3 protein-coding genes are annotated in these 2,421 nt (G+C 72.5%); all 3 read left to right on the top strand.

What is annotated here, in order from left to right:
* Positions 1–147: 147 nt before the first annotated feature.
* Positions 148–657, top strand: coding sequence for a DUF5666 domain-containing protein (locus E1264_RS41990; RefSeq protein ID WP_132183068.1), 510 nt, complete (start codon positions 148–150; stop codon positions 655–657).
* 54 nt (positions 658–711) lie between these two features.
* On the top strand, positions 712–1,401 hold the full coding sequence (locus E1264_RS41985) for a response regulator transcription factor (protein WP_132183066.1): 690 nt from the start codon (positions 712–714) through the stop codon (positions 1,399–1,401).
* Positions 1,398–2,421, top strand: a 1,024-nt coding sequence (locus E1264_RS41980) for a HAMP domain-containing sensor histidine kinase (RefSeq protein ID WP_132183064.1), incomplete at its 3' end; no start/stop codon positions are given. The genes E1264_RS41985 and E1264_RS41980, both read left to right, overlap by 4 nt.

Here is a 2,421-nt window from a genome sequence, read left to right as displayed (position 1 = left end):
TTACTGAAGCGGTCTCCGGGCCTCGTCCGGCGACGTCGAGGCAGGTCTCAGTCGGCGCCGGAGCGGGCCTTCGGGAAGCGAAGCCGTGCGAACTCCCAGGGTTTTCCCAGAATTCGGCACGGACTTCTACCAGTCACCACCGATTGGATGGGCGCCATGCGAACCAACCGCAAGACGATCGCGGCCGGAGTGGGCGCCGCCGGTGTCCTCGGGCTCGGCCTGTACCTGGCCGTCCCCGCGGCCGCCGCGAACCCGTCCCCGTCCCCGTCGTCCGGAAAGACGACGACACACACGGACGACGGCCCCCGAGGCAAGTGGCACGACCGCAAGGGCCACCCGGGCAAGCGGCACCCCCACCGGCATGCCCGCCCCTTCCGCGGCGTCCACGGCGAGGCCACCGTCCGCCGCAAGGACGGCTTCCACCTCGCGACCTGGCAGCGCGGCAAGATCACCGCCCTGTCGGCCACGACCCTCACGGTCCGCAGCGACGACGGCGTCTCCTGGACGTGGACGGCCAACGCGAACACTCGCGTCCGCAAGAACGCCGAGAAGTCGACGCTGAAGGCGCTCGCGACCGGCGACCAGGTTCTCGTGGCGGGCGAGCGGTCCGGCGACACCCGCGACGCACGGCTGGTCCACGTCCCCAAGCCGCGCTAGGGCGGGTACGGTCGGAGCCACGGCCAGGGCATACGGCACGATCTGCGGGAGCCGATGAGCGAGAACCGGCGGGTGCTCGTCGTGGACGACGAGCCCAACATCCGCGACCTGATCGACGTCGCGCTGCGCTTCCACGGCTTCGCGACCGTCACCGCGGGCACCGGCGAGGAGGCGCTGCGCGCGGCGGGCGAGGAGCGTCCCGACCTGGTGCTCCTGGACGTCATGCTGCCCGACCTCGACGGCTTCGAGGTGTGCCGGAGGCTGCGCGCGGGCGGCGACCAGGTCCCGGTGATCTTCCTGACGGCGCGGGACACCCCGTCCGACACGGTCACCGGACTCACGCTCGGCGGTGACGACTATGTCACCAAGCCGTTCTCGATCGAGGCGCTGATAGCCCGCGTGCGAGCCGTCCTGCGCCGCGCAACCCCACCGCCCACTTCCTCCTCCGAGACCGGCGTATTGCGCGTCGCCGATCTGGAACTGGACGAGGCGCACTGGCGCGTCCGCCGCGGCGGCGTCGACGTGGACCTCTCGCCGACCGAGTTCCGCCTCCTCGCCTACCTGATGCGGAACGCGGGGATGGTGCTGTCGCGGACGCAGCTCCTCGCGGGCGTCTGGGGCTGGGACCACGGAAACCCGCAGGTCGTCGAGACCTACATCAGCTACCTGCGCCGCAAGCTCGACCCGCTCGGCACGCCGCTCATCCACACCCAGCGCGGCGTGGGCTACGCGCTGCGGCCATGACGCTCAACGCGCGGCTGCTCACCGGCCTGCTCGCCGTCACCTTCACCGGCCTGGCGATCATGGGCCTGGTCAGCGCGCTCGTCCTGCGCGGGTACCTGATGCACCGGGTGGACGAGCAACTCCAGGCCACCCGCGACCGCGCCGTCCCCCGCCTCCTGCGGCCCGGCCTCCCCGAACAGGGCGTCGCCCCGGCCCGCTTCGTCGTGCTGGCCATCGGACCGGCCGGACGGGTCAACGTCCTCAGCGGCGACCAGCCGTCCCCCACCCGCGCCATAGCCGAGGTCGAGAAACTCGGCTGGGAAGAACTCTCGAACCGCGCCCGCACCCTGGAGCCGTTCTCCCTCCCCGGCCTGCGCGCCGTCGCACGCCCCTGGCGGAACGGCATCGTCGTCGTCGCGTCCCCACTTGACGAGATCCATTCGGCGGTGCGCAACCTCGTCCTGTCCGAGATCGCCACGGGATCGCTCCTCCTCGCCGCCCTGATCGTGCTCGGCCGCCGCCTGATCGGCCGCGGCCTCCTGCCGCTCGACCGGATGGCCGCCACCGCGCACGCCATCACCGCAGGCGGCGACCTGCGCGCCCGCATGCCGGATCCCGGCGTCCGCACCGAGACCGCCCGGCTCGCCGCCGCGATCAACGTGATGCTGGAGCGGATCGAGCAGGCGTTCCGGGCCCGGAGCCGCTCCGAGGCCCGCGTCCGCGAGTTCGCCGCCGACGCCTCGCACGAGCTGCGCACCCCGCTGACGACCATCCAGGGCTACGCGGAGCTGTACCGGCACGGCGCCCTCGGCCCGGACGAGCTCCCCGACGTCATGCGCCGCATCGAGGACGAGGCGAGCCGCATGAACACACTGGTCACCGACCTCCTGGAACTCGCCCGCCTGGACCGCGAGGCGTCCCTGAACCCGGCCCCGACAGACCTGGTCCCTCTGGCCCGCGACGCCATAGCGGACGCAACGGCCTCCGCCCACGACCACCCCCTGACCCTCGACGCCCCCGACCCCCTGATCGCGACCGTCG

Source organism: Actinomadura sp. KC216, from assembly GCF_004348535.1.
Lineage (GTDB): Bacteria > Actinomycetota > Actinomycetes > Streptosporangiales > Streptosporangiaceae > Spirillospora.
The sequence above is the reverse complement of the archived record's forward strand: the minus strand, read 5'-3'. Positions and strand labels throughout refer to the sequence as shown.

Excerpts from the sequence above, each read along its gene's own strand:
- E1264_RS41990 (WP_132183068.1), top strand. The coding sequence starts at position 148 with ATGGGCGCCATGCGAACCAACCGCAAGACGATCGCGGCCGGAGTGGGC.
- E1264_RS41985 (WP_132183066.1), top strand. The coding sequence starts at position 712 with ATGAGCGAGAACCGGCGGGTGCTCGTCGTGGACGACGAGCCCAACATC.